Consider the following 26,097-nt stretch of genomic DNA (forward strand, 5'->3'; position numbering starts at 1 on the left):
GCCCCGGCGGGGTGACTGTTAGGGCAGGTCAGGACCCCTGTTTGACGACTTGTCGGAAAAATGGCAGGGAGCCACACGGACTGCCGCACCGGTGGCCGGGTATGCCCCCGGCGCAGTCCATGCGACAGGAGGGACATCATGCTGAAAACCCTCGCGGTTCGGCAGGCCGACATCGGCGATGCCATCGCCGACACCTGGAGGTCGGTGCTGCTCTTCATCCCGAAGGCAGTGGCCTTCATCGTCATCCTCGTGGTCGGCTGGATCATCGCCAGAGCGGTCCTCAAGATCGTGGATGCGGTGCTGGAACGGGTGCATTTCGACGAGGCCGTCGAACGCGGAGGCATCAAACGGGCACTGGAGAGAACGAAGTACGACGCCAGCGACATCCTGGCCAGGTTGGCGTACTACGCCGTCCTGCTGTTCACCCTGCAGTTCGCCTTCGGAGTCTGGGGGCCCAACGCGATCAGTAACCTGATCAGCGGTGTGGTGGCCTGGCTGCCGCGCGCGTTCGTCGCGATCGTCATCGTGGTGATCGCGGCCGCGATCGCCAACGCCGCCCGCGATCTGGTCACCGGGGCGCTGGGCGGGCTCTCGTACGGCAAGGTCCTGGCCGACCTGACGGCGATCTTCATCATCGCGCTCGGCGTGATCGCCGCGCTGAACCAGGTGGGTATCGCCACCACGGTCACCACTCCGGTGCTGATCGCGGTGCTCGCCACGGTCGCCGGCATCCTGATCGTCGGCGTCGGCGGTGGTCTGGTGAAGCCCATGCAGAACCGCTGGGACGGCTGGCTCGACCGGGCCGCCCAGGAAGCCCGGGCGATGCAGGAGCATCGGCGGGCCACCTCGGCCGGGCGCGGCGACATGGAGCGGCAGATGGCCGACCGTGGCGGCGACCGGACCCAGGCCATGCCCCGGGTCGACGAGCAGTCGACGATGTCCGGTGGGCGCGGCACGTACCAGTCCGGTGCGGCCGACGAGACCCAGCAGTACCGCCCGTAGCGGGGCGCGACGGCACGATCGTGAGGGGAAGGGCGTCCGCGTTGCGCGGGCGCCCTCTCCGCGTCGCGAGCCGTACGGGGTGACCGGGTGGGTCAGGAACGGTCGAGCGAACGGGCCAGCGCGCAGACGGCGACGAGCCGGGTGAGCGGCCACTCCGGCTCGCTCCAGTCCACCGGGCCCCGCGGCGGCGTCCACCCGTGCTCCAGGGCGGCCTCGCGTACCCCCTCGGCGTAGCCGGCGAGCGTCGCGGCGGTCAACGGCCGCCGGTCGCCGTCCAGGCTGTCCCGCACGGCGGCGGCGTGCTGGTCGACCAGCGCCAGCAGTCCGGGACGCGCGGCGGCGGCGGCGAGGCCGGCGGTGCCCACGGAGACGGTGAGGGCGGCCAGGGTGGACCGCGCCGAGTCGACGGCGGTCCGGGAGGCGACCCGGTTGAACGGCACACGCATGGTGACCGAGGCTAACCGACCGGTCACCGGGCCGGCCTCGGCCGCTCGGCGGGTGTCGGTTGTGCCACCGGACGAGTCGGGCTGGCCGCGGGGGTTGATCCGGCACAGACGGGGCAGCAGGAGAGGGACGGCGCAGCCCGGCACAGAGCACGGACGGCGCCGGGTGGGGCGGCAGACAGCAGGGAGGCACCGATGGGGGAACCGACGGACGGGCCGGACGAGCGGCACCGGCGGCCGGCAGGGGTGAGCGACGAGACGGTCGCGGCGCTGGGCAAGCTCAGCGAGGCGCTGGAGTGCGTGGAACGGGCCCGTGGGCACCTGTACTCGCTGCACCAGTTGATCGGGCACGCCGACCTGATGCTCGACGACGCGGTGGAGCAGTTCCGCGCCGCCGGACATCCACACATCGCCGAACGTATCGACGCCGAACTGCTCGGCCGCAACGTGATTGCCGGCCGGTGGACGTTCCAGATCGTCGAGGACTTCGACGACGGCTACCACGCGCTGTTCCGCGAACTGGACCGGCAGGCCCGTGACGAGTTGGTGGGCGGGCGACGCCATCTGTTCGAGGCGGAGATGAAGGAGCGCCGCCGCACCCGGGGCCGACCGGGACACGAGGCCCGGCCGGTCGGCGAGGGCTAGTCGCCGGTCGCGTTGGCCGGCCGACGCCGGGCGGCGTCGTCGGCGATGATCACGGTCGCCACCATGAGCGCGACGCAGAGGCTGAACAGCCAGGACTCGTCGGAGACGAGCCAGGCCGACACGGGCGCCTGCAGCGCGGCGAGCAGGAAGCCGAGCCAGGCGAGGCGGCGCTGACGCGTGGAGAGGATTCCGGAGCCTTGATGCATCCCGAAATTCTTACGCGAACTGGCCCCTTTGCCGTCCTCCGATCGGCCGATTCTGGCTGAGCTGTCCGCATTCTCAACCGTCCGGACACCAGTTCTTGTCGCGGCGCACGGGCGGCTCCCGCCGCCGGTAAGGTGCGCTGCGGCAGGATGGGGTCCCGTGTCCACCTCGCCCGCGCCGCCCCGCGCCACGCTGCTCCTGCTGGCCTATCTCGCGTTCGTCAGCCTCGGCCTGCCCGACGGACTGCTCGGCGTCGGCTGGCCGTCGATCCGCGCGGACTTCGGCGTACCCACCGAGGCGGTCGGACTGCTGCTCACCGCAGGCACGGTCGGCTATCTCGCCTCCAGCGTGCTGGCCGGGTTCACGCTGGCCCGCCTCGGCGTGGGCGCGCTGCTCGCCGGCAGCACCCTGCTGGCCAGCCTGGCGCTGACCGGCTACGCCGTGAGCCCCGGGCTGGCCGTGCTCGTGGGCTGCGCGCTGGTGCTCGGGCTGGGCTCCGGTGCGATCGACTCCGGGCTCAACGCGTACGCCGCCGGGGCCTTCGGCCCGCGACACATGAACTGGCTGCACGCCTTCTTCGGCCTCGGCGTGGCGATCGGGCCACTGATCATGACGGCGGCGCTCAGCGCCGGGCTGGCCTGGCGGTGGGGGTACGGCATCGTGGCCGGCGCCCAACTCGCTCTCGCCACCGCGTTCGCGCTCACCGTACGCGCGTGGCAGCGTCGCGCTCCCGCTCCCGAGCCGGGCGTGGGGACGACCGACGCCGCGCCCGCGGTCCGGGTGCCGGTCCTGGCCACGCTGCGGCTGCCGGCGGTCTGGTCCGGGGCACTGGCCTTCGCGCTGTACGTGGCCATCGAGGTGTCCGCCGGACTCTGGGCGTTCCTGCTGCTCACCCAGGGGCGCGGCCTGAGCGCCGCCGTGGCGGGCGGCTGCGTCTCCGCGTACTGGGGCAGCCTCTTCGTCGGCCGGGTGGTGCAGGGCGTGGTCGCCGAGCGGCTGGGGCCCCGGCTGGTGTTGCGGGTCAGCCTGGGCGGCATGGCCCTCGGTGCGGCGCTGATCGCGGTGCCCGGGTCGGCCGTGCTGGCCGTGCTCGGCCTGGTCGTGCTGGGGTTCGCCGCCGCGCCGGTGTTCCCTCTGCTCACCCTCACCACCGCCGACCGGGTGGGCGCGGCGCACGCGGACCGGGCCATCGGGTTGCAGATCGGTGCCGCCGGTGTGGGCGCGGCGCTCGTCCCGACAGGCCTCGGCGTGCTGATCAGCAACCTGTCGGTGCAGGTGCTCGGCCCGGCCCTGGTGGTGCTCGCGCTGGCGTTGATCGTGCTCTACGAACTGGGCGCCCGCCGGCCCGCCGCCGGAAGCGGGCCGGAGCAGCCCGGCCCCGGCTCCGATGCGTCCGGGCCCGCAGCGGCCGAGCCCGCCGCGTCCGGGACGCCGGCCCGGTCCCGGGCCGCTCTGCCCGACGCGGACTATCCGTTGTCCGGTCCGGTCCGGCCGGTCGTCGACGGGCGGTAGGCGCGCTGCGGGTCGGTCGGCTCCCGCCCGGCGCCCTCGGCCTCTCCGCCACGGTCGGCCGCCGCGGGCCCGTGCCCGAAGGCGGCCTCCTCACCGGCGTCGTTGCCGGTCACGTCGTCGGCCTGCCCGTCGATGCTGGAGCCCGCCACGGCGCGCTCCAACTCCTCCAGCGGAAGCCGTTCCTCGTCGCGCCACACCCTGTCGTCCGTCATGACTTCAGCCGTACCCGGGCGCGATGATCGCAAACGGGTACCAGCCGGCCCGAGACACGACGATGGCCGCCGGGAACTCCGGCGGCCATCCTCGGTCGGTTCGCGGGATCACGGCTGCGGGCGGTCCACCGAGCCACGCCAGGCGCCGGTCTCCTGACCGCGCCGCTCGATGAACGTCTTGAACCGCTCCAGATCGCCCTTGGCCCGCCGGTCGACGATGCCGAGCTTGTCGCCGGCCTGCTCGACCACCCCGTGCGGCTCGAACTCGAGCTGGAGGGTGACCCGGGTCTTGCCCTCGTCCAGGCGGTGGAAGGTCACCACACCGGCCTGCTGGGTGCCGCCGGTGGAGCGCCAGGCGACCCGCTCGTCGGGCAACTGCTCGGTGATCTCGGCGTCGAACTCGCGCTTCACGCCGGCGATGTCCACCGTCCAGTGGGTCATCGTGTCGGAGAGCTGCCGGACCTCCTGCACGCCCTCCATGAACTGGGGGAACTCCTCGAACTGCGTCCACTGGTCGTACGCGGTGCTTACGGGTACGGAAACCTCGACGTGTTCGGTAACGCCACTCATCAGGAACCCTCCTCTGGTCGCGGGTGATGGCCGGATCGGGGGACGATCCTGCTCACCAGCGAGTTGTCTCGTTCTTGTTGCCGAGCGCGGCCCACACCTCGGAGACCGTCTGGTACTCGGTGCCCTCGGGCAGCCGCTCCAGCGCCGCCACGATGTCGTCGGGCGCCTCGTTCTCCCGGGCGCTGGCGATGAGCACCAGTCGGTCGCCGGGCAGCGCGCTCATGGAGATGAACCGGCCGAGCCGGCTGCGCTGCTCGACGTCGGTGGAACTCATCCCCTGCGGCGTGCCGGTGCGCAGGTCGCCCGCCGGTGCCGTGGTGGTCTCCGGCTGGTCCTCGCCGGCCGGTTCCGGCACCCGGGACTCGTCGACCCGAGAGCCACCGGTCCCCGGCCCCTGCACGAGGCCGCTGACCTCCTGGCTCATCTGCTCGTCGATCCTCGGTCCGTGCTTGCTGTTGCCACGCTCCATGCCTTCTGCGCTACCCGGCACCCCGCCCGGTAAACCGGCACCGCGTCACGAACCGGCCCCCGGGCCGGACATCCGGGCGGACAACCGGCGCTTAGGAGTCGGCGGCCTTCCGCGGCGGCAGAATCGGCTCCTGGAGGTCCTTCTCGCCCGCCTGCAACTGCCGGCCGCGCTGCACCTCGGCGTTGATCTGCACCCCGAGCATCAGGGCGGAGTTGGACAGGTAGAGCCAGACCAGGAACGCGATGGCCGCGCCCAGGCTCCCGTACGTCGTGTTGTACGAGGCGAACTTGGCCACGTAGAGGCCGAAGCCGAAGGAGACCGCCGCCCAGGAGACCAGGGCCACCGCGCCGCCGGGGGTGAGCCAGCGGAAGCGGGGCTGGCGCACGTTCGGGGCGATCCAGAACAGCAGGGACAGCAGCACCGCCATGACTATGGCGAGCACCGGCCACTTCGCCACGCTCCACACCGTCCGGGCCAGGCCGCCGGCGTGGATCAGGTCGCCGACCGCGTCGGTGACCGGGCCGCTGACGATCAGCGCGAGGGCGACCACCGCGAGCAGCACCAACGTCACCGCGGCCAAGCCGATCTGCACCGGCCGCAGCTTCCAGACCGGCCGACCCTCGGTCACCCCGTAGATCGCGTTGGAGGCACGGGTGAACGCCCCGATGAAGCCCGACGCCGACCACAGCGCGCCGAGCAGACCGAAACTCAGCAGCACCTTCACGTTGCTCTGCTGAACCACCACGGCCCGGATCACCCCGACCACGCCGCCGTCCTTGTCAGCCACCACCGATCCGGCACCCACCTGCTTGGCGAGGTCGACAACCGTGTCCAGGGTCCGCTCGCCGTCGGAGACCAGACCGACCAGGGCCACCACCACGATGGCGGACGGAAAGAGCGCCAGCACCCCGTAGTAGGTGAGTGCGGCGGCCCAGTCGGAGCAGTTGTCGTTGACGAAGTTCGTCACGCTGCGCACCAGCACCCCGCGCCAGGTCCGCCAGCTCAGCTGCCGCATCCGCCGGGGCACCGGCGCACCCGGCGTGTCGGCGCGCGTCGTACCGGGCTCCGTGGTCGTCATGCCCGCTCCCTGTTCCCCGGCCACCGGATGACCGGTCATCCGGTCGGGCCTGGCCCGGCCGGTACCCGAAGCGGGAAATCGACAAACCCGGGGCCGACGCCGCCGTGGTGCGGCCCCGCCCGCGACGCGTTTGCCACCCCGCCCGCGGGGAACGGTGACAGTGATTCTGTCGACACGGAGGAGGACGAGATGCCCGGGCGCGAGGACCTGCCCAGCACGCTGCGACGCTCCCCGGACAAGGCGCAGCGGACCTGGGAGAAGACACACGACTCGGCGGTGGAGACCTACGGCGAGGGCGAGCGGTCGCACCGCACCGCCTTCGCGGCGGTGAAGCACCAGTTCGAGAAGGTGGGCGACCACTGGGAGCCGAAGGGCCGTAAGGGCCCGAGCGACCGGCAGGCCGCTGGCGGCGGCCCGGAGCGGCGCGCACCCACCGCCGGTGGGGTGGACGCCAACGCCAGCAAGGACCACCTCATGTCGGTGGCCCGCAAGCTGGACGTACCCGGTCGGTCGAGCATGACCAAGCCGGAGCTGGTCACGGCCATCGAGAAGGCCAACGACCGGGCCACCCGCAAGGCTCGCGGCGACTGACCCACGCACAGCGTGCTACGGGCGGACGCCACCCCGGCCTCCGCCCGTAGCGTTCACCAGTGACCGCCGCCGGGCGCCTCGATGTGCACCGCCTTCGTGGCGCTGAACTCGTCCAGCAGCTCCGGGCCGTACCCGAAGCCCTGCCCGCTGGCCCGGCGCGGATGCGCGGCACCGCCGGGCGCCCCGCCGAACACCGAGTTGACTTTCACGGTGCCCACCGGCAGTTCCCGCCACGCCCGCTGCGCATGGCTCATCGACGCGGTCAGCACCGTCGCGGCCAGCCCGTACTCCGAGTCCGCCGCGCAGGTCAGCGCCTCGTCGAAGGAGTCGACCACCACCACCGGGGCGACCGGCCCGAACGTCTCCTCCCGTACCAGCACCATGTCGTGCCGGCAGTCGGTGACCACGGTCGCCGGGTAGTACGCCCCGGGCCCGTCCGGCACCCCCCCACCGGTACGCACCCGCGCGCCGGCCGCCGCCGCCGCGCTCACCTGCCCGTGCACGTGGTCGCGGTGCCGCCGGTCGACGAGCGGGCCCAGCTCGGTGCCCGGGTCCCGACCCGGCCCGACCCGCAGTGCGCCGGCCCGCCGCACCAGCGCCGCCACGAAGTCGTCGGCCACCTCCCGGTGTACGTAGATCCGTTCCACCGCGACGCAGATCTGCCCGGCGTTCGCGAACGCCCCGAGCGCGGCCTGCTCCGCCGCCCAGTCGGGGTCGACACCCGCGTCGACGACCAACGGGTCGCTGCCGCCGTTCTCCAGCAGCACCTTCGCGCCGGTACGGGCCGCGGCGGCGGCGATCTTCCGCCCGGTGGCTGTGGAACCGACGTGCGCGACCACGTCCACGTCCTGTGTGGCCAGTGCCGCGCCGACCTCCGGACCACCGGTGAGCAGGGACAGCACCCCGGCCGGCAGCGCCGCGTCCAGGGCGCGCGTCAGCAGCCAACCCGTCGCCGGCGTTCGCTCGCTGGGCTTGTAGAGCACCACGTTGCCGGTGACCAGGGCCGCGCCGAGCAGTCCGCAGGACACCGCCACCGGGTCGTTCCAGGGGGTGATGACGGCGACCACGCCCCGGGGCTGGGGCGTCATGAAGTCCGCCGCGTCAGTCGCGCCGTTCAACGTCCGCCCGCCGCGTAGCGGGGCCAGCTCCGCGTACTGTCGCAGGGTGCCGATCCCCGCCTCGACGCCGCCGCGGGCGTCCGCGAGCGGCTTGCCCATCTCCGCGGTGACCGCCGCCGCCAGCTCGTCGGTGACGGCCGCGACCGCGTCCGCGGCCCGGTGCAGCGCCGCCGCCCGCTCCGCCGGCGCGGTCGCCGCCCACTGCGCGGTCGCGTCCCGCGCCGCCTGGGCCGCCTTGCCGACCTCGTCGGCCGTGGCGACCGGCACGGAGCTGACCGGTTCGCCGTCCGCCGGATCGTGGACGACCAGCTCGCCGCCGGCCCCGCCCGCGCCCCACACCCCGCCCACCAGCTGCGCAACCGTGTACATGCGGCGCTGGATGCCCCGGCCCCGGCGAGACAAACGCGTTTCGCCCGGTTGCGCGCCGGGTAGGCGGATCGGGTGACTACCACCGGCGCGCAGAGCGCGGACGCCGTCGTCGTCGGCGCCGGGCACAACGGCCTGGTCGCGGCGAACCTGCTGGCCGACGCCGGTTGGGACGTGGTGGTGCTGGAGGCGACCGCCGTACCCGGCGGCGCGGTGCAGTCCGCCGAGGTGACCGCCCCGGGCTACCTGAGCGACCTCTACAGCTCGTTCTACCCCCTGGGGTACGCCTCGCCGGTGCTGAACGGCCTCGACCTGGGCCGGTACGGGCTGTCCTGGCGGCACGCCCCGGACGTGCTGGCACACCTGCTGCCCGACGGCCGGGCGGCGGTGATCAACCGGGACCCCGACGTCACGGCCGCCTCGCTGGAGCAGTTCGCCCCCGGCGACGGGAAGCGCTGGCTGAACGCGTACACCGACTGGCTCGACGTGGCCGAGCCGATGCTCACCACCATCACCACGCCGTTCCCCCCGGTGCGCGGCGGCCTGGGCCTGCTGCGCCGGCTGCGGGTCGCGGGCGCCCTGCGGCTGGCCCGCCGACTCGTGGTGCCGGTGCGCAAGCTCGGCGACGAGCTGTTCGACGGTCCGGGCGGGCCGGCGCTGCTCGCCGGCTGCGCCCTGCACACCGACCTGTCCCCCGAGGAGGCCGGCTCCGGCGTGTACGGCTGGCTGCTGGCCATGCTCGGCCAGCAGGTCGGCTGGCCGGTGCCCGACGGCGGCGCGCGGCAGATCACCAACGCGCTGGTGGCCCGCCTGCAGGAACGCGGTGGTCGCATCCTCTACGGCGCGCGGGTCGACCGGGTGCTCACCGCGCGCGGCCGGGCGATGGGCGTCCGCACCGAGGGCGGCGCGCTGTGGCGGGCCCGCCGGGCCGTCCTCGCCGACGTGCCGGCCCCGGCCCTCTACCTCGACCTGGTCGGGGCTTCGGTGCTGCCGTCGCGGCTGGTCGAGGACCTGGCGCACTTCCGGTGGGACGGCTCGACGCTGAAGGTGGACTGGGCGCTCTCCGCCCCGGTCCCGTGGACCAACCGGGAGGTCGCCGGCGCCGGCACCGTGCATCTCGGCGCGGACCTCGACGGGCTGACCCGCTACGCCGGCGAACTCGCCCGCGGCGAACTGCCCCGCGACCCGTTCCTACTGGTCGGGCAGATGTCCGTGGCCGACCCGAGCCACTCACCGCCGGGCACCGAGTCGCTGTGGTCGTACACCCACCTGCCGTTCCGAAAGGACTGGCGGGCCGAGGAGATCGCTGGGCACGTGCAGCGCATGGAGGACGTGCTGGAGGCGGCGGCCCCGGGCTTCCGGCAGCTCATCGTGGGACGGCACGTGGCCGGGCCCGCCGAGCTGGAGAAGGGCGACCCGAGCCTGGTCGGGGGCGCGCTCGGCGGGGGCACCGCCGCCGCGTACCAGCAGCTGTTCCTGCGCCCGATTCCCGGCCTGGGCCGGGCGGACACCCCGGTGGACCGGCTCTTTCTGGCCAGCTCGTCGGCGCACCCGGGCGGTGGGGTGCACGGCGCACCGGGCGCGAACGCGGCCCGCGCGGCCCTGGCCCGCGACCGTGCCCTGACCGGCGCCGCCTACGCGGCGGCGATCGCCACCGCCCACCGGGCCGTCTACCCCCCGACCTGATGCGGTGATCAAGAGGTTTGCGTCAGATTCCGGCTCGCCGGTGACGCAAACCTCTTGATCACCGCTGGGGGCGGGGTCAGTTGGTGATGTTGCGGTGTTTGCTGCGCAGGCGGAACGGCATCAGCGCGCTCTCGACCTTGGTCGCCGTGGTCATCTTGGAGACGCCGTCGCGCCGCTCCTCGAAGCGGATCGGGACCTCCAGGATCGTGTGGCCCAGCTTGGTCGCCAGGTAGTGCATCTCGACCTGGAAGCTGTAGCCGTTGGACTGCACGCGGTGCAGGCCGATGTCCTTCAGCGCGTCGGCCCGCCAGATCTTGAAACCGGCGGTCAGGTCCCGGATGCGCACCCGCAGCAGCGTGTGCACGTAGAGGTTCGCCCATCCGCTGAGTGCGCGCCGGTACAGCGGCCAGTTCTCGTCCAGCTCGCCACCGGGCACGTACCGGGAGCCGATCACCACGCCGGCCTGGGTGGAGAGCAGCGCGCCCAGCATCCCCGGCAGCGCCTCCGGCGGGTGCGACAGGTCGGCGTCCATCTGTGCCACGAACTCGGCGCCGCCATCGAGAGCCCGGGTCATCCCGTCGACGTACGCCCGGCCCAGGCCCTCCTTGCCGGCCCGGTGCATCACCTCGATCCGCTCCGGATACTCGATGGCCAGCTTGTCGGCCACCTCGCCGGTGCCGTCGGGGGAGTTGTCGTCGGCGACGAGGATGCGCAGCCCCGGCAGCGGCAGCGCGAGCAGCCGCTCGACCAGCGCCGGGAGGTTGCCCGCCTCGTTGTAGGTGGGCACGACGACGGTCAGGTGTGCGTCTCGCCACGGCGACGGCAGTTGGACGGGCTCGATCATGTCGGACATCCTCGGTTTGCGGACAGGGCTACCTGAGAGGGTAGCCAGTTGCCCGATCCGGATTGAAAAGGCTCCCCGTCGATCGGGCCGGCCGCAGGTGGCGGCGCGCTCAGCGCAGGCGACGGGCCATCGCGGTGAGGGCCATCGCGCGGCCCACACCGGCGCTCGCGCCGGTCACCACCACCGTCTGCCCCGTCACCGGGAGCCCTTCTGCCGGGTGGCGATGTCGGAGAGCCGGTCCAGCGTCTCCCGGTTGCGCAGGTGCAGCACCAGGTCGTTGATCTTGTTGCGGATCCAGCGCAGCGGGCCGGCCGCGAAGTCCTCACCGAGGCGGACGCGGGTGGCGTCGCCGTCGACCGGCTCCAGGGTGAACGCCACGATCGCCTCGCCGGCCGGCCACAGGCCGGCGCGCAGCACCAGCCGGTGCGGCGGCTCGCAGGCCAGCACCGTCGAGGCGTCCTGCAACGAGAACGGCCACGGCCCGGCCCGGTGGTGCAGTTGGCTGCCCACCCGTGGCCAGGCGTCGTCCACGTCGCGCACGTGCGCGGTCCCGACCACCCAGTCGCTGTACGTCCACCCGTCGGCCAGCACGTCGAACACCCGCTGCGGGGGAGCGTCGATTACTTTCTCCACTATCGCCACTGGGCTCCCATACCCGCCTCGCGACGGAGGTTAACGGGCCGGCGGGTTAGCTTCTCGGAAGCGGCGGGTAAGGCCGACCGGGGCACCGCCGCCGGCGTTGGCCCACGGCGCCGACGACGACGTTTACTCCTCGGGGCGCCGGGAACCCGCCGGCTGTGCGACAGGACCAGGAGGATCCGTATCAGCGCAGGTCAGCCCGGGTTTACGCCGGTGTTGGCCGGGCTGGCCACGGGCCTGCTGAACCCCCCGGGGGAGTCCTGTACGACGCGGTCCTGCTCGACCGCGACGGCACGCTGATCGAGGATGTGCCGTACAACGGCGACCCGGAGAAGGTCCGTCCGGTCCCGGGGGCGCGGGCGGCGCTGGACCGGCTGCGGGCCGCCGGGTTGCGCCTGGCGGTGGTGACCAACCAGTCGGGTCTGGCCCGGGGCTACTTCAGCGAGGAGCAGATGCGGGCGGTGCATGCCCGCGTGGAGGAGCTGCTGGGTGGCTTCGACGCCTGGCTGGTCTGCCCGCACGACGACTCCGACCGATGCGACTGCCGTAAACCGGCGCCCGGTCTGGTGCACGCCGCCGCCCGCGAGCTGGGCACGAGCGCGTCGCGCTGTGTGCTGGTGGGTGACATCGGCCGCGACGTGGACGCGGCACTGGCCGCCGGTGCGGCCGGGGTGCTGGTGCCCACCCCGGTGACCCGACCGGAGGAGATCGCCGCCGCCGGCTGGGTGGCCGCGGACCTGCCCTCGGCGGTGGACGAGATCCTGCGCCGCCAGCGGGCCGTGCAACCCGCCGAGGCCGGCGAGCGGGTGGGCACGGCGTTGGTGGTGCGCTCGGATTCGGCCGGGGACGTGCTCGTCACCGGGCCGGCGATCCGCGCCGTCGCGGCCGGCGCGCGGCGGGTGGTGCTGCTCTGCGGGCCCCGTGGACGCGCCGCCGCCGAGCTGCTGCCCGGCGTCGACGAGATCATCGAGCACCCGCTGCCGTGGATCGACCCCGCGCCGGCGCCGATCGACCCGGACGCCATGCGGGGCCTGACCGCCCGTCTCGCCGCCGTCGGCGCGGACGAGGCGGTGGTGTTCACGTCGTTCCACCAGTCCGCCCTGCCGCTCGCGTTGCTGCTGCGGATGGCCGGGATCAACCGGATCGCCGCGATCAGCGACGACTACCCGGGCTCCCTGGTGGACATCCGCCACCGGGTGCCGGTGGGCGTCCCCGAACCCGAGCGGGCGCTCTCCCTCGCCGCCGCCGCCGGCTACCGGCTGCCGGTCGGCGACGAACCCGTGCTCCGGCTCCGGGGCGACACCGTGGCACTGCGCCCGGCCGCTGCCGGTGACCCCGGTTACGTGGTGCTGCACCCCGGGTCGGCCGCGTCGAGCCGGGCCTGCCCGACCGAGCTGGCGGCGCGGATCGCCGCGGCGCTGACCGCCGCCGGGCATCGGGTGCTGGTCACCGGCGGGCCCGACGAGCGTACGGTCACCGCCCGGGTCGCGGCGGCGGGCGGCACCGACCTGGGCGGCCGGACCGACCTGGCCGGGCTGGCCGCGCTCGTCGCGGACGCCGCCGCCGTGGTGGTCGGCAACACCGGGCCCGCGCACCTGGCCGCCGCGGCCGGGGTGCCGGTCGTGAGCCTCTTCGCGCCGACCGTCCCTTTCGGGCAGTGGGGGCCCTACCGGGTGCCCACCGTCCGGCTCGGCGACGCGGGCGCGCCCTGCCGTGACACCCGGGCGGCCAGCTGCCCGGTCCCGGGGCACCCGTGCCTCAGCGGCCTCGACCCGGCCGAGGTGGTCGAGGCGGTACGCACGCTCGTGCCCAGCGGTGGTGGCAACCGATGAACATCCTGCTCTGGCACGTGCACGGCTCCTGGACCACGTCCTTCGTGCACGGCAGCCACCGCTACCTGATCCCCACCACACCCGACCGTGGTCCGTACGGCCTCGGCCGGGCCCGCACCTACCCGTGGCCGGACAGCGCCGTCGAGGTGGCCCCCGACGACCTGCCCGGCAGCGACGTCGACCTGGTCGTCCTGCAACGTCCAGAGGAGATCGACCTGGCCGAGCAGTGGCTCGGGCGGCGCCCCGGGCGTGATGTGCCCGCCATCTACGTCGAGCACAACACCCCCAAGGGCGACGTGCCGAACACCCGCCACCCGATGGCCGACCGCGCCGACCTGCTCGTCGCCCACGTCACCGGGTTCAACCAGATCTTCTGGGACACCGGCGCGACCCGCACCAGGGTGGTCGATCACGGCATCGTCGCGCCGACCGTGTCGTACACGGGTGAACTGGACCGGCTCGCCGTGGTGATCAACGAACCGGTGCGGCGGGGCCGGGTGACCGGCACGGACCTGCTGCCCGAGTTCGCCGAGATCGCGCCGCTGGACGTGTTCGGCATGGGCGTCGCGGGTCTCGCCGACCATCTCGGGCTGTCCGCCGACCGGCTCACCAGCCACGACGACGTACCCCAGGACCGGATGCACGCCGAGCTGGCCCGCCGGCGCGCGTACCTGCACCTGTGCCGCTGGACCTCCCTCGGGCTCAGCCTCATCGAGGCGATGACGATCGGCATGCCGGTCGTCGCGCTCGCCACCACCGAGGCGGTGACCGCGGTGCCACCGGAGGCGGGGGCGCTCGCCACCCGGATGGACACCCTGCTCGACGCCGCCCGCCGGTTCATCGCCGAGCCGGCGGCCGCACGTCAGGCCGGCGTGGCGGCACGGGCCGCCGCGCGGGACAGGTACGGCCTCGACCGTTTCCTCGCTGACTGGGACCGGCTGCTGGAGGAGGAAGTATGCGGATCGCGATGATCTCGGAGCACGCCAGCCCGCTCGCCATCCTCGGAGGCGAGGACGCCGGCGGCCAGAACACGCACGTCGCCGAGCTGTCAGCCGCGCTCGCCGCCGCCGGGCACGAGGTGCGGGTCTACACCCGCCGCGACGCCCTCGACCTGCCGGTGACCGTGCGCGCCCCGGACGGGTACGACGTGGTGCACGTGCCGGCCGGTCCGGCCGAGCCGGTCGCGAAGGACGCGTTGCTGCCGCACATGCGCGAGTTCAGCCGCTGGCTCATCGAGCGGTGGCGCGGCGGGGACTGGACGCCCGAGGTGATCCACGCGCACTTCTGGATGAGTGGCCTGGCCGCGTTGACCGCCGGTCGGCAGACCGGGGTGCCGGTGGTGCAGACGTACCACGCGCTGGGCACGGTCAAGCGCCGCTACCAGGGCGTGCAGGACACCAGCCCGGCCCGGCGCATCTCCTACGAGCGGGAACTGGGCCGCTCGGTGGACCGGGTGGTCGCCCAGTGCCGCGACGAGGTCGGAGAGCTGGTCCGGATGGGCGTGCCCCGGTCCCGGATGACCGTCGTGCCCTCCGGGGTCAACCTCGCCTCGTTCTCCCCGCTCGGGCCGGTCGCCGACCGTGAGCCGGGCCGAGCCCGGATCCTGACCGTGGGCCGGCTGGTCGAGCGCAAGGGTTTCCAGACGGTGGTCCGCGCCATGGCGCTGGTGCCCGACGCCGAGTGTGTGGTGGTCGGCGGTCCGCCCGAGGGGCTGCTGGAGACCGACCCGTACGCCCGCAGGCTGCGCGCCCTGGCCGAGTCGTGCGGGGTCGCCGACCGGGTGCACCTCGTCGGCGCGGTGCCCCGGGAGGAGATGGGCCGCTGGTACCGCTCGGCGGACCTGCTGGTCGCCGCGCCCTGGTACGAGCCGTTCGGGTTGACCCCGCTGGAGGCGATGGCGTGCGGCGTGCCGGTCGTCGGCACCGCCGTGGGCGGCATCCGCGACACCGTCGTCGACGGCACGACCGGCGACCTCGTACCGGCCCGGGATCCGCAGGCCCTCGCCGCCGCGATCCAGCGGCTGCTCGTCGACCGGATCCGCCGCTTCCGGTACGCCACGGCGGCGCGCGAGCGAGCCCGGTCGCGCTACTCCTGGGAGGTCACCGCCGAGCGCCTGGCCGAGGTCTACGGCGAGGTCGCCGCCGTGCGCCGGCCGACCCGGGTGGTGGCCTGATGCCGGCGGGCAGCCCGCTCGACGTGCACCTGACCAACCTCGCCGCGGCACTGGCGCCGTACCGCCGGTGTGAACCGCAACTGGCGCGCTGGGGCGCGGCCCTCGCGCACCGGCTGGCCGGCGGCGGACGGCTGCTCGTCGCCGGCAACGGTGGCAGCGCCGCCGAGGCCCAGCACCTCACCGCCGAGCTGGTGGGCAAGCTGCACGACGACCGCCAGCCCCTGTCGGCCATCGCCCTGCACGCCGAGACCAGCGCGGTGACCGCCATCGCCAACGACTACGGCTACGGCGATGTCTACGCCCGTCAGGTCCGCGCCCACGGCCGGCCCGGCGACGTCCTGTTGCTGCTCAGCACCAGCGGCACCAGCCTCAACCTGCTCACCGCCGCGCACGCGGCGCGCGACGCCGGCCTGACCACGTGGGCACTCACCGGGCCCGCTCCCAACCCGCTCGCCGACGCCTGCGACGAGGTGCTCGCCGTGCCGTCGGCCGACACCCAGGTCGTCCAGGAGCTGCATCTCGTCACCAGCCACCTGATCTGCGAGTACCTCGAACAGGAACTGCCCGCCGCGCTGGCCGTGACCGGCGCCGCCGCGGGTGTGCCCGTCGAGCCGGCGCCGGCCGGTCGGCTCGCGTCCGGGCCGGTGCGGACCGGGGTCGAGGTGGTGCTCGACGGCGGGGCCGGACAGCAGGTCGACGCGTGAGGATGAGGGGGGAAGCGTGAGGGGACCCGTGGTGGTGGTCGGGGACACCCTGCTCGACCGGGACGTGGAAGGGGTGGTGAACCGCCTCTGCCCGGACTCCCCGGTGCCGGTGCTCGACGAGACCTCGGCCGTCGACCGGCCCGGCGGCGCCGGCCTCGCGGCGGTCTTCGCGGCCGCGCAGGGCGCCGAGGTGGTGCTGATCACCGCCCTCGCCGACGACGCCGGGGGCGCGCGGCTCAGCGCGCTGCTCGCCGCGGCCGGCGTGCAGGTGTACCCGCTGAGCCTGTCCGGCGCGACCCCGGAGAAGATCCGGCTGCGGGCCCGGGGCCGGGTGCTGCTGCGTCACGACCGTGGCGGCGCCTCCGGCGAGCCGGGTCAGCCCTCCGACGAGGTGCTGCGGGTGCTCGCCGCGGCGTCGGCGGTGCTGGTCAGCGACTACGGCCGGGGAGTGGCCCGCCAGCCCGCGCTGCGCGCCGCGCTGGCCGCCACCCGCGCGCCGGTCGTGTGGGACCCGCACCCGCGCGGCCCGGCCGCGGTGCCCGGGGTGCACCTGGTCACCCCGAACGAGTCGGAGGTACGCGAGCTGGTCTCCGCGCTGCCCGGCGCGTCCCGGCTGGCCACCGCGTCCCGGGGTGCGCAGGGACTGCGGCGGCGGTGGCGGGCGGGCGCGGTCGCGGTGACGTTGGGCGGGGACGGCGCGTTGCTCTGCCACGCCGGGTCGACGCCGCTTGTGGTGCCCACCCAGGGCAGCGCCGAGGGCGACACCTGTGGGGCCGGTGACCGGTTCGCCGCCGCCGCCAGTCTCGCGCTGGCCGAGGGCGCGCTGGTCTCCGAGGCGGTGCAGGCGGCGGTCGCCGAGGCGTCCGCGTACGTGGCGGGCGGGGGAGTGGCCACGGCCCTGCCGCCACCGGAGCAGCCGTTTCCGCGCGTCCTGCGGGCGGGGTCGAACCGCGGACCGGCGAGCGGGCACGGGGTCGCCGGCCCGGGTGGTGAGCGGGTGGGCATCGCGGCGGTCGCCACGCTGCTCGCCGAGGTGCGGGGTGCCGGCGGCACCGTGGTGGCCACCGGAGGCTGCTTCGACCTGCTGCACGCCGGGCACGTGGCCACCCTGCAGGCCGCCCGGCAGCTCGGCGACTGCCTGATCGTCTGCGTGAACTCCGACACCAGCGTGACCGGGTTGAAGGGGCCGGACCGGCCGGTCATGTCCGAGGGTGATCGGGCCCGCCTGCTGGCCGCGCTGAGCTGCGTCGACGCAGTCCTCGTCTTCGACGAGCCGACGCCGGAGGCGGTGCTGTCCTGGCTGCGCCCCGATGTCTGGGTCAAGGGAGGCGACTACGCGACCGGCGGCCCAGACGCGGCCGGGCTCCCCGAGGCGGAGGTCCTGCGCCGCTGGGGCGGGAACACGGTGGTGGTGCCCTATCTGGACGGTCGTTCCACAAGTGACCTGATCACCCGTTCGGCCGGCGGGCAGGCCCCCGGCCTGGGCGGACGCACGCAGCAGCCGGTGTCGACGACGCGGGAGCGCAGCCGATGACCGCCACGACGTCCGGCGCCGGGCCCACCGTCCTGGTCACCGGCGGCTCCAGCGGGCTCGGCGCGGCGGTGGTCGCGGCGGTTGTCGCCTCCGGTGGCCGCCCGCTCGTGCTGGACCGGCAGGCACCGGTCGACGGCGTGTCCTGGACCGAGTGCGACCTCGCCGACACCCGCGCCGCCGAGGTGGCCACCCAGCACCTCGCCGAGCAGGCCGGCGGCCTGGACGCGGTGGTCACGGCCGCCGGCATGGACGTGCCGGGTCGGCTCGCCGACGTGCCGGGGGAGATTTGGGATCGGATCGTCGCCGTGGACCTGCTGGCCACCGCCGCGGTGATCCGGGCCGCGCTGCCGTTCCTGCAGACCTCTCGGGGCCGCATCGTCACGGTCGCCTCGACCCTGGGGGTCAAGGCGGTCAGCGACGCCACCGCGTACTGCGCGGCGAAGTTCGGCGTGGTCGGGTTCACCCGCGCCCTGGCCGCCGAGCTCGCCGGCCAGGTCGGGGTCACCCTGCTCATTCCCGGCGGGATGCGTACCGCGTTCTTCGACGAGCGCGACCCGCAGTACAAGCCGGGGCCGGACGCCATCCTCAACGACCCCGTCGACACGGCCGCGGCGGTCATGTTCGCGCTCAACCAGCCGCCCGGCTGCGCGGTGCGCGAGATGGTGGTCTGCGCCGAGCAGGAGACGTCGTACCCGTGATCCTCGTGCTGCGCGCCCTCGGCGTCGGCGACCTGGTCACCGCGGTGCCCGCGCTGCGGGCGCTGCGGGCCGCGTACCCCGGTAGGGAGTTGGCGCTCGCCGCGCCCGGCGGCCTGGCCCCGCTGGTCGACCTGGTCGGGGGCGTCGACCGGCTGGTGGACACCGCCGGGCTGGACGGGCCGTCCTGGCCCGGCCCCGCCCCGCAGGTCGCGGTGAATCTGCACGGACGCGGCCCACAGTCGCATCGGCTGCTGGCCGCCGCCCGTCCGGGGCGGCTGCTCGCCTTCGCGAACGCCGCCGCCGGGTTCGGCGACGGGCCGCGGTGGGACGACGACGAGCACGAGGTGGACCGCTGGTGCCGGCTGCTGTCCTGGTACGACATCCCGACCGACCGCCGTGACCTCGGCCTGCGCCGGCCCGGAAAGGCCGGCCGACCAGCCGGCGCCACCCTGCTGCATCCGGGCAGCAAGGTCCCCGCCAAGCGGTGGCCCGCCGAACGGTTCGCAGCCCTGGCCCGGGCGCTCGACGAACGGGGGCATCGGGTGCTGGTCACCGGCTCGGCCGACGAACGCGCGCTGGCCGCTCGGGTCGCCGACGCGGCCGGCCTCGCGCCGGCCGCCGTGCTGGCCGGCCGGACCGACCTCGGCGCGCTGGCCGCGCTGGTCGCCGACGCCCGGCTGGTGGTCAGCGGGGACACCGGCGTGGCCCACCTGGCCACCGCGTACGGGACCCCGTCGGTGGTGCTCTTCGGGCCGGTGCCTCCGGCGGCGTGGGGGCCACCGCCGGACCGGCCCCGACACCGGGCGCTGTGGGCCGGTGCGGGGGATTGGCGCAGGTGGGACGGGGTAGGGAGCCACCCGACACTGACGGCCCTGCGCCTCGACGAGGTGCTGGCCGCCGTGGACGAGGTGGAGAGGGCGGTGCGGGTCTCCGGTGCGGTTGCGGCGTAGCGACCCGGGTCGGCCCGGTTACGGGCGACGCCGGCGCGGTAAGGGCTGGACCTTCGTCGATCCGGGCGGTGCGGTCGTGCGGGATCCCGCGACCCTGGCGCGGCTGCGGGAGCTGGTGATCCCCCCGGCCTGGCAGGACGTGTGGATCGCGCCGCACGCGAACGGGCACATCCAGGCGACCGGCATCGACGCGGCCGGACGCAAGCAGTACGTCTACCACCCGGTGTGGCGGGAGAAGCAGGACGCGGCGAAGTTCGACCACATGCTGGAGGTGGCCCGGCGGTTGCCGGGGCTGCGGGATCGGGTGGGACAGGACCTGGGCGGGCGAGGGCTGGGTCGGGACCGGGTGCTGGCGACCGTGACCCGCCTGCTCGACATGGGGATGTTCCGGGTCGGCAGCGACCAGTACGCGGCCGGCGACGACCCGACGTTCGGGGTGTCCACCCTGCGCCCGGAGCACGCCCGCAGACGCGGTGGCTGCGTGGTCTTCGAGTTCCCCGCCAAGGGCGGTATCGAGCAGGTGCGCCGGATCGAGGACCCGGAGTTGTGCGAGGTGCTGGTCAACCTGCGCCGGCGTCGCCGGCGGGCGGACCGGCTGTTCGGCTACTGGGACGGCCGGGAGTGGCGCGACGTACGCAGTGACGAGGTCAACGGCTACCTGCGCGACGCCAGTGGCGGCGAGATGACCGCCAAGGACTTCCGCACCTGGCATGCCACGGTGCTGGCCGCCGCGGAGTTGGCCGCGGCCGACCCGGCCCGCTCGGCCACCGCCCGGCGCAGGGCGGTGGCGGCGGTGATGCGTGCGGTGGCCGAGCTGCTGGGCAACACGCCGACGGTGGCGCGGACGTCCTACGTGGACCCCCGGGTCGTCGACCTCTACCACGACGGAGTGGTGGCACCGGTGGACCCGGGTGCGCCGCGCGAGGAGATCGAGCGGGTCGTGTTGGACCTGTTGGCGAAGGCCTGACCGGCCCCGCCGACGATCCTGGGGGGGAAGCGACGGGGCCGGGGCCTCGGCCCGGGGGCGACACCGGGCGGCCGCCCGCCGCGTCCTGCGGCGGGCGCCTCGCCACGGCCCCCGTTCGTGGCCGCTGTCGAGCCCGGTGCGCGGGCGCCGCCTCGGCCACGTCGGTCGTCAGTCTGCCCCGGACGAGTTGACTCTGGACGCCAGGCGGTTGACGGGCCGCGCCGCAAGTGCGTCGCCGTCGCGACACGCCTGCGGGCTCACCCCGTACGCCGCCCGGAACACGCGACTGAAGTGGGCCTTGTCCCCGAACCCCCAGCGCGCCGCGATGACCTGCACGGGCTGGGTCCGCAGCGTCGGGTCGGTCAGGTCACGCCGGCACCGGTCCAGCCGAAGGTCCCGGATGTACGACGCCACCGTGGAGTTCTCGGCCTCGAAGAGCCGGTGCAGTGTGCGCAGCGAGATGTGGTGGGCGTCCGCGACGACCTGTGGGCTGAGCGTCGCGTCGCCGAGGTGGCGGTGGACGTACGCCTGCACCTGGGCGACCAGCGCCCGGCGGCGGACCTCGGTCGGCACCGCGTCCTCGGCGACCAGGTGCCGGCCGAGCATGGTGGTGGCCAGGTCCAGCCCCACCGCGCCGAGCCGACCGGCGTCGGCGGCGTGGTACTGCTCGGGGTGCCCGGTCACCTGGAGCAGGAACTGCGCCAGCAGCGCACCGAGCCCCTCGCTGCCGGACATCCGGCCGCCGTAGAGCGCGGCCATCCGCTGGGGTGGCAGCGGCAGCGCGGCGTGCGGGATCAGCGTGATGATCGAGGTGGCCTGGGTCCGTTGCGGCTCGGTCGAGTGGTGGCAGACGTCGTGTTCGCGGGAGGCGTCGTAGAAGGTGAACTCGCCGGCCAGGATCTCGCTGCGGCGACCGTCCTGACTGGACGTGCCGACGCCACCGGTGGTGAGGGCGAGCACGTAGAGCTCCGGGTCCGAGCGGCGGACCAGCTTGCGGGTGCGGGTGGCGTCCAGTGACGGGTACTGGTACTCGACCAGTTGGATCGCGCCGAGGTCGACGAAATCGGCCCGGGCGGCGAAGTCGGCCGTGTGCGCGGACCGGATCCGCAACGGCGCGGAGGTGCGCGCCACGAGGTCCAGCCACATGCCGAACCGTTCACCGGGTGGCAGGACGGTGGTGTCGACGGTCTCTCTGGGAAGCATCGGCGTCGCCTCAGGCCGCTCGGCGGGCGATCAGCGCCTCGATGCCGTCGAGGATCCGGTCCAGGCCGAACGTGAACTCGTCGTCCGGGTCGTCGTCCTGATCGAGGACGCCGGCGTTCAGCACCCGCAGCAGCGCTGGGAAGCGGACCGGGTCGATGAGACGCCCCACCATCCGGCGGTACGCCGGCATCATCTCGCCCGGCTCGACGCCGGCCGCCCGGCTGCCCTCGGCGATCTGGTTGGTGAGCGTGGCCTCGTTGCGGACGTACCCGGTGATCAGCAGGAGGATCGACATCTTCTCGCCCTCGGGCAGGGTGGTGCCGTCGAGGCAGCGCAGCCCGTCCTCCATCCAGTCGAGCTGCTGAGGGGTGATCGGCGGGCCGGTGATCGGCACGTGCAGCAGCCAGGGGCGCTGTCGCAGCACGTCGTGTTCGGCCCAGGCCCAGCGGGTCAGGCGGGCGCGCCAGTCGTCGTCCGGCGAGGCCGGGCCGGGCGACGGGCCGTACCCGGCGTCCACCATGAGCGTCAGCAGCTCGTCCTTGGAGCCGACGTGCCGGTAGAGGGCCATGGTGGCCGCGCCCAACTCCTTGGCCACCCGGCTCATCGAGACGGCCGGCAGCCCATCGGCGTCGGCGACCCGTACGGCGGCGTCGACGATGGCGGGCACGCTGAGGCCGGGTCGGGGACCCCGCGGTGGCCGCCCCCGCAGGCCCCAGGCGCTCTCGATGGCCGGCGGGAGCGCCGGGCCGCTGTCGTCTTTCGTCTCCGCCACGTTTCCTCCTTGCCCCGCCATCCTAGTTCTGCGTATGGTCTACGCATAACAGCGTACGCCATACGCAGAAGGAGTTCTCCCATGACAGCGACGACCGCACCGGCACCCCGCGCGGGCCGGCGGGAATGGATCGGATTCGCGGTGCTGATGCTGCCGCTGCTCCTGGTCTCGATGGACGTGTCGGTGCTCTACTTCGCCGTCCCGTTCATCAGCGAGGAGCTGCGGCCCACCGCAACCCAGCAGCTCTGGATCTTCGACATCTACGGCTTCGTGCTCGCCGGACTGCTGATCACCATGGGCGCCCTCGGCGACCGGATCGGCCGGCGTCGGCTCCTGCTGCTGGGCGCCACCGCGTTCGGCGCCGCGTCCCTGCTGGCCGCGTACGCCGACAGCGCCGCGACGCTGATCGCCGCACGCGCCGTGCTCGGCGTCGGCGGGGCCACCCTGATGCCGTCCACGCTCGCCCTGGTGCGCAACATGTTCCACGACGCCAAGCAGCGGGGCACCGCGATCGGCATCTGGACCGCCACGCTCACCGGCGGCATCGCCATCGGACCGGTGCTCAGCGGCGTCCTGCTGGAGCACTTCTGGTGGGGCTCCATCTTCCTGATCAACATTCCGGCGATGCTGTTGCTGCTCCTGCTCGCCCCGGTCCTGGTGCCCGAGTTCCGCAACCCGGTGCGCGGGCGGTTCGACCTGGTCAGCGCGGCGCTGTCGCTCGGCGCGCTGTTGCCGGTGATCTACGGCATCAAGGAGATGGCCCGCGACGGCGTCAGCGCGGTCCGGGTGCTGGCCGTCGTCGCCGGTCTGCTCGTCGGGGCGCTCTTCCTGCACCGGCAGCGGACCCGGGCGTACCCGATGGTCGACCTGGCGCTGTTTCGTCGCCACGGCTTCGCCGGTTCGCTCGCGGTGAACCTGCTGGCGATGTTCGCCCTTGTCGGGTTCGCCATCTTCACCACCCAGCACCTGCAACTGGTGCTCGGCCTGAGCCCGCTGCGGGCGGCACTGTGGAGCCTGGTGCCGTCGCTGGCGGTGGGCGGCGTGGCCCCGGCCGCCGCCGCGCTCGCCCAGCGTGTCGAGCGGGCGTACCTGATCGGCGCCGGCTTCGCGATCGCCGTGCTCGGGTTCGCGGTGCTGACTCAGGTCACGCCCGAGACGCCGCTCTGGCTGCTGCTGGCCGGCGCCAGCGTGTACGCGGGCGGCCTGGTGATGGTGATGTCGCTGGTCACCGAGCTGGTCCTCGGTGCGGCGCCGCCGGAGCAGGCCGGTGTCGCCTCCGCGCTGACCGAGTCCAGCAGCGAGCTGGGCGGCGCGCTGGGGATGGCCATCCTGGGCAGCGTGGGCGCCGCGATCTACCGCCGCGAGGTCCTCGACGAGCTGCCGGCCGGGCTGCCGGCGGACGCCCGCGACGCGGCCGGGGAGACGCTGGGCGGTGCCCTCGCCGTGACCCGGGGGCTGCCAGCGGAGGTGGGTGACGCGGTGCTGCACGCTGCCCGGTTCGCCTTCACCGACGGGCTGCACCTCGCCGCGATCGCCGCCATGGTGGCGATGGTCCTGGGCGCGGTGAGCGCGCTGGTGACGCTGCGCGGCGTCCGGCCGGCCGACCCGGCGGCGCTGGCCGCCGAGCCGACCGAACCGAACGGTACGCCGCTGTCGGAAGCGTCGTCGGTCAGTCGTTGAGCACGTGCGCGAGCCGGTCGCGGAACCGCCGCTCGGAGTCGCTGACCGACTCGCCGCCGAGGCCGAGCAGCCCGCCGCTGGACGCGGCGCCGACCACCTGCTCGGCGATCTTCACCAGCCAGTGCTTGTACGCGCCGGCCTCGCCCTCGTCGACCCGGGCGGCCAGCAACGCGGACGCCTCGCCGGCCCGCACCAGCACGTCGTCGATCATCGCGCCCGGGTCGGCGGGCGCGATGACCGGCAGCTCCTCGCCGCTGTCCGGGTCGCCGACCCGCGCGACGATCTCGCCGGCCACGGCGGCGACCAGCGGGCTGGCCGACTCCCGGCCCGCGGCGATGGTCTCCAGCCCGGCCGCGTTCTCCGCCATGGTCCGGCGGGTGCCGTCGGACTCGGCGGCGCTCGCCGCGGTCAGCACCGACTGCGGGAGGCCGACCAGCAGCCCCCACTCCCCGTCGGAGAAACCGAAACCGGTGTACGCCGGCTGCTCGATCACGGCAACGCCCCTTCCGCCCTGCTCAGTGTGTCAATCCACGGGCCCCGCACCGGTGCCCGGGTCAGGCTAGTCCAGGGTCAGCAGACCCTGCTCGGACACCACGCGCACCGACAGGGTCTTGTACCCGACCTCATCGAAGAGAACCGTCATCTTGTCGTCCTCGTAGGCGAGCACCAGGCCGTGCCCCCACTCCGCGTGGCGCACCTGGCTGTGCACCGGAAACGGCCCGACCGCGCCCTGGTCGGCCACGCTGGTGCCCCGGTGGCAGTTGTCGCAGTGCGCGCAGACTTCGGTCATCTGCTCGCCGAAGTAGGCCAGCAGGGTCTGCCCGCGACAGGCGGTGGTCTCGGCGAAGGCCCGCATCATGTCGGTGCGGGAGCGGGTCACCGTCTGCTGGCGTTCCGCCTCGGCCAGCGCCGCGGCCGCCGCGTCGGTCGGGGTGGGCGAGTAGCGGGGCGCGGCGATGCGCTGCCGGGCGCGCGGCTCGGCGGCGCCGGCCTGCTCCAGCAGCGAGAGGTACTGGCCCAGCTTGCGCGGGCCGAGGCCGGTGGCCTCGCGCAGCTCGGTCTTGGTGGCCGGCTTGCGGCGCAGCAGCGCGGCCAGGTCGCGCAACTCGTCGGGGTCCGGCAGGCCGCCGCTGAAGAACCGTTGCAGGCCCACGTCCTCGGCCTGCCAGAGCAGCAGCACCCGGGCCGGCTGTCCGTCACGTCCGGCGCGGCCGATCTCCTGGAAGTAGCTGTCCGGCGAGTCGGGTAGCGCCATGTGCACCACCCAGGCGATGTTGGGCTTGTCGATGCCCATTCCGAACGCCGAGGTGGCCACCATGATCGGCACCTGGTCGGCGAGGAACGCCTCGTGCAGCTCGTTGCGTGCCCCGGCCGGCATCCCACCGTGGTAGAACTGCGCCGGGAAGCCCGCGTCGGTCAACCGGGCGGCCAGCTCCTCGGCCGACCGGCGGGTCGGCACGTAGATGATCCCCGGTCGCTCCTCGTCGCGCAGCAGCGCGATCAGCCGCCGCCACCGGTAGTCCTCGGTGGGGCAGTGCGCCACCTCCAGGAACAGGTTGGACCGGTCCAGCCCGGACACCACCACCTCGGGATCGCGCAGCCGCAGCCGGGCGATGATGTCGTCGCGTACGGGCGGGGAGGCGGTGGCGGTCAGCGCGACCACCGGCGGCCGGCCGATGCCCTCGATGAGGTGGCCCAGCGCCAGGTAGTCGGGCCGGAAGTCGTGCCCCCAGGCGGAGATGCAGTGCGCCTCGTCGATCGCCACCAGCGCCGGCTTCAGCGCGGCGACCTCGGCCATCCGGTCCGGGTTGCTCAACTGCTCCGGCGTGATGAACAGGAACTCCGCCCGGCCCGACTGGATCTCGGCGATCGCCTCGGCCTGCTGCGCGGCCGACTCGTTCGAGCTGATCCGCACCGCCCGCAGCTCCGGACGCTGCCGCTCGTTGAGCGCCGCGATCTGGTCCTGCTGCAGCGCCAGCAGCGGGGAGATCACCACTGTCGGGCCGGGGATCAGGCTGGCCGGGATCTGGTAGATGGCCGACTTGCCGGCGCCGGTGGGCAACACCACCAGGGCGTCACGTCGCTTCATCACCGCGCGCATGGCGGCGAGCTGGTTGGGCCGCAGCGCTTTCCAGCCGAAGAGGCTCCGCGCCGCGCGGCGCAACGTCATCGAATGCGTGGACAGTTTCATCGAGGGCCGGAGGT

27 protein-coding genes are annotated in these 26,097 nt (G+C 74.1%); 14 read left to right on the forward strand and 13 right to left on the reverse strand.

Features of this window, described 5'->3' with window-relative positions; translation table 11 throughout:
• Positions 1-138 precede the first annotated feature (138 nt).
• Positions 139-1,002: a hypothetical protein gene (locus ABZT87_RS16050; RefSeq protein WP_354860136.1), complete on the forward strand. Its 864-nt coding sequence runs from the start codon at positions 139-141 to the stop codon at positions 1,000-1,002.
• 92 nt (positions 1,003-1,094) lie between these two features.
• Here ABZT87_RS16050 and ABZT87_RS16055 read toward each other — a convergent pair whose 3' ends face one another.
• Entirely contained in the window at positions 1,095-1,448 is a 354-nt protein-coding gene (locus ABZT87_RS16055) for a DUF6401 family natural product biosynthesis protein (RefSeq protein ID WP_355136235.1), read from the reverse strand.
• Positions 1,449-1,640: 192 nt separating this feature from the next.
• Here ABZT87_RS16055 and ABZT87_RS16060 point away from each other — a divergent pair, with 192 nt between their 5' ends.
• Positions 1,641-2,090, forward strand: coding sequence for a hypothetical protein (locus ABZT87_RS16060; protein WP_354860132.1), 450 nt, complete (start codon positions 1,641-1,643; stop codon positions 2,088-2,090).
• Here the strand turns inward: ABZT87_RS16060 and ABZT87_RS16065 are convergent.
• Positions 2,087-2,296, reverse strand: a complete 210-nt coding sequence (locus tag ABZT87_RS16065; RefSeq protein ID WP_354860130.1) for a hypothetical protein — start codon at positions 2,294-2,296, stop codon at positions 2,087-2,089. The genes ABZT87_RS16060 and ABZT87_RS16065 overlap by 4 nt on opposite strands.
• A 157-nt stretch (positions 2,297-2,453) precedes the next feature.
• Between ABZT87_RS16065 and ABZT87_RS16070 the strand changes: the two genes are divergently transcribed.
• A complete protein-coding gene (locus tag ABZT87_RS16070) occupies positions 2,454-3,806 on the forward strand; it encodes an MFS transporter (protein WP_355136237.1) in 1,353 nt (450 codons plus the stop codon).
• On the opposite strand, the gene ABZT87_RS16075 is transcribed toward ABZT87_RS16070, so the two are convergent.
• From ABZT87_RS16075 to ABZT87_RS16090, 4 genes are all read right to left on the reverse strand, one after another.
• Positions 3,761-4,018, reverse strand: coding sequence for a hypothetical protein (locus ABZT87_RS16075; RefSeq protein WP_354860125.1), 258 nt, complete (start codon positions 4,016-4,018; stop codon positions 3,761-3,763). The two genes, ABZT87_RS16070 and ABZT87_RS16075, sit on opposite strands and share 46 nt — an antisense overlap.
• Positions 4,019-4,126: 108 nt before the next feature.
• On the reverse strand, positions 4,127-4,588 hold the full coding sequence (locus tag ABZT87_RS16080) for an SRPBCC family protein (RefSeq protein ID WP_354860122.1): 462 nt from the start codon (positions 4,586-4,588) through the stop codon (positions 4,127-4,129).
• Positions 4,589-4,640: 52 nt separating this feature from the next.
• Complete coding sequence (locus tag ABZT87_RS16085; RefSeq protein WP_354860120.1) at positions 4,641-5,057, reverse strand: DUF2795 domain-containing protein; 417 nt, start codon at positions 5,055-5,057, stop codon at positions 4,641-4,643.
• Positions 5,058-5,148: 91 nt separating this feature from the next.
• On the reverse strand, positions 5,149-6,135 hold the full coding sequence (locus ABZT87_RS16090) for a YihY/virulence factor BrkB family protein (RefSeq protein ID WP_355136239.1): 987 nt from the start codon (positions 6,133-6,135) through the stop codon (positions 5,149-5,151).
• Between the two features lie 189 nt (positions 6,136-6,324).
• On the opposite strand from ABZT87_RS16090, the gene ABZT87_RS16095 reads away from it, so the two are divergent.
• On the forward strand, positions 6,325-6,726 hold the full coding sequence (locus tag ABZT87_RS16095; RefSeq protein ID WP_354860117.1) for a ChaB family protein: 402 nt from the start codon (positions 6,325-6,327) through the stop codon (positions 6,724-6,726).
• A gap of 53 nt (positions 6,727-6,779) precedes the next feature.
• On the opposite strand, the gene ABZT87_RS16100 is transcribed toward ABZT87_RS16095, so the two are convergent.
• Entirely contained in the window at positions 6,780-8,213 is a 1,434-nt protein-coding gene (locus ABZT87_RS16100) for an aldehyde dehydrogenase family protein (protein ID WP_355136241.1), read from the reverse strand.
• A 72-nt stretch (positions 8,214-8,285) separates the two neighbouring features.
• Here ABZT87_RS16100 and ABZT87_RS16105 point away from each other — a divergent pair, with 72 nt between their 5' ends.
• Positions 8,286-9,896 (forward strand): NAD(P)/FAD-dependent oxidoreductase, encoded by a 1,611-nt coding sequence (locus ABZT87_RS16105; protein WP_354860112.1) that lies wholly within the window; start codon positions 8,286-8,288, stop codon positions 9,894-9,896.
• A gap of 76 nt (positions 9,897-9,972) precedes the next feature.
• Here the strand turns inward: ABZT87_RS16105 and ABZT87_RS16110 are convergent, their stop codons facing one another.
• Together ABZT87_RS16110 and ABZT87_RS16115 are read right to left on the reverse strand one after the other, a co-directional pair.
• On the reverse strand, positions 9,973-10,740 hold the full coding sequence (locus ABZT87_RS16110) for a polyprenol monophosphomannose synthase (RefSeq protein ID WP_355136243.1): 768 nt from the start codon (positions 10,738-10,740) through the stop codon (positions 9,973-9,975).
• 195 nt (positions 10,741-10,935) lie between these two features.
• Positions 10,936-11,382: an SRPBCC family protein gene (locus tag ABZT87_RS16115; RefSeq protein WP_355136245.1), complete on the reverse strand. Its 447-nt coding sequence runs from the start codon at positions 11,380-11,382 to the stop codon at positions 10,936-10,938.
• 257 nt (positions 11,383-11,639) lie between these two features.
• On the opposite strand from ABZT87_RS16115, the gene ABZT87_RS16120 reads away from it, so the two are divergent.
• The 8 genes from ABZT87_RS16120 to ABZT87_RS16155 are packed head-to-tail and all read left to right on the forward strand — an operon-like array spanning position 11,640 to position 20,237.
• Positions 11,640-13,211, forward strand: coding sequence for an HAD-IIIA family hydrolase (locus ABZT87_RS16120; RefSeq protein WP_355065773.1), 1,572 nt, complete (start codon positions 11,640-11,642; stop codon positions 13,209-13,211).
• Positions 13,208-14,182 (forward strand): glycosyltransferase, encoded by a 975-nt coding sequence (locus ABZT87_RS16125; protein ID WP_355136247.1) that lies wholly within the window; start codon positions 13,208-13,210, stop codon positions 14,180-14,182. The genes ABZT87_RS16120 and ABZT87_RS16125 overlap by 4 nt, the downstream gene beginning before the upstream one ends.
• Entirely contained in the window at positions 14,167-15,384 is a 1,218-nt protein-coding gene (locus tag ABZT87_RS16130) for a glycosyltransferase (protein ID WP_355136249.1), read from the forward strand. The genes ABZT87_RS16125 and ABZT87_RS16130 overlap by 16 nt, the downstream gene beginning before the upstream one ends.
• Positions 15,381-16,088 carry an SIS domain-containing protein gene (locus tag ABZT87_RS16135; RefSeq protein WP_355136502.1) on the forward strand — a complete coding sequence of 236 codons (708 nt, stop codon included), beginning with the start codon at positions 15,381-15,383 and terminating at the stop codon, positions 16,086-16,088. Before ABZT87_RS16130 ends, ABZT87_RS16135 begins: the two co-directional genes overlap by 4 nt.
• Positions 16,089-16,104: 16 nt before the next feature.
• Positions 16,105-17,622, forward strand: coding sequence for a PfkB family carbohydrate kinase (locus ABZT87_RS16140; RefSeq protein ID WP_355136251.1), 1,518 nt, complete (start codon positions 16,105-16,107; stop codon positions 17,620-17,622).
• The gene (locus ABZT87_RS16145) at positions 17,619-18,320 is read left to right on the forward strand and encodes an SDR family oxidoreductase (RefSeq protein WP_355136253.1); all 702 of its coding nucleotides are present in this window, start codon (positions 17,619-17,621) and stop codon (positions 18,318-18,320) included. The genes ABZT87_RS16140 and ABZT87_RS16145 overlap by 4 nt, the downstream gene beginning before the upstream one ends.
• On the forward strand, positions 18,317-19,270 hold the full coding sequence (locus ABZT87_RS16150; RefSeq protein ID WP_355136255.1) for a glycosyltransferase family 9 protein: 954 nt from the start codon (positions 18,317-18,319) through the stop codon (positions 19,268-19,270). The genes ABZT87_RS16145 and ABZT87_RS16150 overlap by 4 nt, the downstream gene beginning before the upstream one ends.
• Positions 19,254-20,237, forward strand: a complete 984-nt coding sequence (locus tag ABZT87_RS16155) for a DNA topoisomerase IB (RefSeq protein WP_355136257.1) — start codon at positions 19,254-19,256, stop codon at positions 20,235-20,237. The genes ABZT87_RS16150 and ABZT87_RS16155 overlap by 17 nt, the downstream gene beginning before the upstream one ends.
• A gap of 168 nt (positions 20,238-20,405) precedes the next feature.
• On the opposite strand, the gene ABZT87_RS16160 is transcribed toward ABZT87_RS16155, so the two are convergent.
• Complete coding sequence (locus ABZT87_RS16160) at positions 20,406-21,440, reverse strand: helix-turn-helix domain-containing protein (protein ID WP_355136259.1); 1,035 nt, start codon at positions 21,438-21,440, stop codon at positions 20,406-20,408.
• A gap of 10 nt (positions 21,441-21,450) precedes the next feature.
• The gene (locus ABZT87_RS16165; RefSeq protein ID WP_354860987.1) at positions 21,451-22,212 is read right to left on the reverse strand and encodes a TetR/AcrR family transcriptional regulator; all 762 of its coding nucleotides are present in this window, start codon (positions 22,210-22,212) and stop codon (positions 21,451-21,453) included.
• Between the two features lie 81 nt (positions 22,213-22,293).
• Here ABZT87_RS16165 and ABZT87_RS16170 point away from each other — a divergent pair, with 81 nt between their 5' ends.
• Positions 22,294-23,892, forward strand: a complete 1,599-nt coding sequence (locus ABZT87_RS16170; RefSeq protein WP_355136261.1) for an MFS transporter — start codon at positions 22,294-22,296, stop codon at positions 23,890-23,892.
• Here ABZT87_RS16170 and ABZT87_RS16175 read toward each other — a convergent pair.
• Entirely contained in the window at positions 23,882-24,385 is a 504-nt protein-coding gene (locus tag ABZT87_RS16175) for a hypothetical protein (RefSeq protein ID WP_354860983.1), read from the reverse strand. The two genes, ABZT87_RS16170 and ABZT87_RS16175, sit on opposite strands and share 11 nt — an antisense overlap.
• Positions 24,386-24,451: 66 nt before the next feature.
• The gene (locus ABZT87_RS16180) at positions 24,452-26,083 is read right to left on the reverse strand and encodes an ATP-dependent DNA helicase RecQ (RefSeq protein ID WP_355136263.1); all 1,632 of its coding nucleotides are present in this window, start codon (positions 26,081-26,083) and stop codon (positions 24,452-24,454) included.
• Positions 26,084-26,097 lie beyond the last annotated feature (14 nt).

The sequence above is a fragment of the Micromonospora sp. NPDC005237 genome, from assembly GCF_040607775.1.
In the GTDB taxonomy this organism is placed as follows: Bacteria; Actinomycetota; Actinomycetes; order Mycobacteriales; family Micromonosporaceae; genus Micromonospora.